Source organism: Moorena sp. SIO4E2 (assembly GCF_010671945.1).
GTDB classification, from domain to species: Bacteria; Cyanobacteriota; Cyanobacteriia; order Cyanobacteriales; family Coleofasciculaceae; genus Moorena; species Moorena producens.
Genome location: NZ_JAAHIE010000694.1, coordinates 1 through 3,298, shown reverse-complemented (window position 1 = coordinate 3,298; position 3,298 = coordinate 1). Strand labels below are relative to the sequence as shown.

Here is a 3,298-nt window from a genome sequence, read left to right as displayed (position 1 = left end):
AACAATTAATTATAGTTTAGTAATAATACTGATTTGAAATAGAGATGTTTTAGATTCTCTATTTCAAATCAGTATTATTACTAAACTATAATTAATTGTTGGTTGTCGAAATAAACAAGAATTAGACTCTTTGGATAAATTCCTCAGACAGTTTTATATCATTCAACTCAATGCTCAGATATCCCTCAAAGCAGAACAGTTGATAGGCCGCTACTATCTCAGTCATGGACTCCTAATCCCAGACGCTCTAATTGCTGCTACCGCTATTGAAAATCAAATTCCTCTACTCAGTAAAAATCAACGAGATTATCGCTTTATCTCAGAACTCAATCTATTGAAATATCCATAACGTTGATGGACAACTCTCCCCGATTCCCGATTCCCGATTCCCGTTCCCCTCCTGGGAGGGGTTAGGGGTGGGTTCCGATTCCCGATTCCCTACTCCCTATTCCCTATTTCCACCATCGACTAACATCTTCAACCGCTGCCACCGTTTCTCTTAGGGCTTCAATACCCCCAAACTTGATGATTAAAGGAGCTAATTTAGGAAGAGCGTTAAGAAAATTGGGACGGGTTAGACTAGCTAAACTATCAAGAATTTGTTGCCAAAAAGGAAAATCAACGGACGAAGGATTTAATTTCTTAATCAAGTAGTGTAAGACACCGGCTCGCTGGGATTCAGACCCAATTGCTCTGGCAGCGTTTAAGGCTTTTGGTAACACTTGGGGTAAGTGGGGGGTTAAGCCGACTAAGGCATCGGCTCGCCAGTATTCATCCGAAATCGCTCTGGCGCAATCTAAGGCTTGGTGTAACAACACTTCCGATAAGTGGGGGGCTAAGGCTCGTAAGGCTTCTGCTCGCTGGGATTCATCCGAAATCGCTCTGGCGCAATCTAAGGCTTGATGTAACAACACTTCCGATAAGTGGGGGGCTAATTCCTTTAAGGCATCGGCTCGCTGGGATTCATCCGAAATCCTTCTGGTGCAATCTAAGGCTTCTGGTAAAACTTGGGGTAAGTAGGGGGCTAAGCCAATTAAGGCTCTGGCTCGGTATTTTTGATCCGAAATCCCTCTGGCGCAATCTAAGGCTTTTGGTAATAACGTTTCGGGTAAGTGGGGGGCTAAGGCAACTAAGGCTAAAGCTCGGTGGTATTCACGCTCAATCCCTCTGGCCCAATCTAAGGTTTGGGGTAAAACTTCGGGTAAGTGGGGGGCTAAGCGGATTAAGACTCTGGCTCGGTCTTCTTCATTCCGAATCCCTCTTGCGCAATCTAAGGCTTTTGGTAACAACCTTTGGGGTAAGTGGGGGGCTAAGTGGATTAAGACTCTGGCTCGGTAGTCTTCACTCCGAATCCCTTTGGCGCAATCTAAGACTTTGCTTAACAACACTTGGGGTAAGTGGGGGTCTAAGCCCAGCAAGGTTTTGACTCGGTATTTTTGATCCTCAATCGTTCTGGTGCAATCTAAAGCTTCTGGTAACACTTCTGGGAAGTGGGGGGCTAAGCGGAGTAAGACTCTGGCTCGGTATTTTTCATCCAAAATCCCTCTGGCGGAATCTAAGGCTTGGTCTAACACTTGGGGTAAGTGGGGGGCTAAGCCGACTAAGGTATGAGCTCGGTGGGATTCATGCCCAAGGGCTCTGGCGGAATCTAAGGCTTGGTGTAACAAGACTTCTGGTAAGTGGGGGGCTAAGCCGACTAAGGCCTTGGCTCGGTCTTCTTGATCCGAAATCCCTCTGGCGCAATCTAAGGCTTCTGGTAACACTTGAGGTAAGTGGGGGGCTAAGCCGATTAAGGCTTTTGCTCGGGAGTCTTCATCCCGAATGGCTCTGGCGCAATCTAAGGCTTCTGGTAACACTTGGGGTAAGTGGGGAGCTAAGGCGATTAAGGCCTTGGCTCGGTCTTCTTGATCCGAAATCCCTCTGGCGCAATCTAAGGCTTGGTGTAACAAGACTTCTGGTAAGTGGGGGGCTAAGGCGACTAAGGCTGTGGCTCGGGAGTATTCACACCAAATCCCTCTGGCGCAATCTAAGGCTTGGTGTAACAAGACTTCTGGTAAGTGGGGGGCTAAGGCGACTAAGGCTAAAGCTTGCTGGTATTTATTCCCAGGGGCTCTGGCGACTTCTAAGGCTTCTGGTAACACTTTAGGTAAGTGGGGGGCTAAGCCGATGAAGGCTAAAGCTCGGTAGTATTCATTCCCAGGGGCTCTGGCGACTTCTAAGACTTCTGGTAACACTTGGGGTAAGTGGGGCGCTAAGGCGATTAAGGCATCGGCTCGGTTGTATTGACACCCAATCCCTCTGGCGCAATCTAAGGCTTTGGGTAACAAGATTTCTGGGAAGTGGGGGGCTAAGCCGATTAAGGCTCTGGCTTGGGAGTATTCAGACCCAATCCCTCTGACGCAATCTAAGGCTTGGTCTAACACTTGGGGTAAGTGGGGGGCTAAGGCGACTAAGGCTAAGACTCGGTGATCTTCATCCGAAATCGCTCTGGCGACTTCTAAGGCTTCTGGTAACACTTGGGGTAAGTGGGGGGCTAAGCCAATTAAGACATCAGCTCGGTACTTTTCATACTTAATCTCTCTAGCGCAATCTAAGACTTGGGGTAACAAACTTTGGGGTAAGTGGGGGGCTAAGCCGATTAAGGCATCGGCTCGGTGATCTTCATCCGAAATCCCTCTGGCGACTTCTAAGGCTTGGTGTAACAACACTTCCGATAAGTGGGGGGCTAAGGCTCTTAAGGTATTGGCTCGATCTTCTTCATGCGAAATGCCTCTGGCGCAATCTAAGGCTTCCGGTAATAAAGAAGAAGGAAGATACTTACTAATTGCCCTCAAACCCTCTGCTTGACGTTTATAATCTTTGCTCTGTCGCACATAAGCTAGTCCCTGAGCTGGCGTCCAGATTTCTTTATCAACTAATGCTGCCATTAACCTTGGAGGAATATTTCCAGCCAAGCTGTTGAGGGATGTGGTAATCAGAGCATAACGACACTGTAAACTAATCGATTCTGTAGGATTTTCTGTAAAATTGGCTGCTGCTATTGCCCAAGCTCTCGATACATCCTTGATAAAATTAGCAGTTTTTCCCTGTCTATCACACTGCCAATACCAACCGTTATCTCCTTTTGAAGTTTCTTCTTTCAGGAGTTGATGAATTTCATCTATCTTTTGGGCTTTCTCTAGGTGCCAGGTTAAGTGGCTATAGATATAACCATCATCGGGTAAGGTATGCCATAATCCCTTATCGGTCTTAGTTTGATAACGTTCTAATAATTGCTGATGAGCTTCTGTAATTGATA

The 3,298-nt window shown here is 46.8% G+C and carries 1 protein-coding gene and 1 pseudogene; one reads left to right on the top strand and one right to left on the bottom strand.

All coding sequences use genetic code 11. From position 1 onward, the window contains the following. Positions 1–94 precede the first annotated feature (94 nt). Positions 95–349, top strand: a complete 255-nt coding sequence (locus F6K37_RS35545) for a PIN domain-containing protein (RefSeq protein ID WP_287255589.1) — start codon at positions 95–97, stop codon at positions 347–349. 103 nt (positions 350–452) lie between these two features. On the opposite strand, the pseudogene F6K37_RS35540 reads toward F6K37_RS35545, so the two are convergent. After that, positions 453–3,298: pseudogene (locus F6K37_RS35540) on the bottom strand (NB-ARC domain-containing protein); the annotation flags it as partial.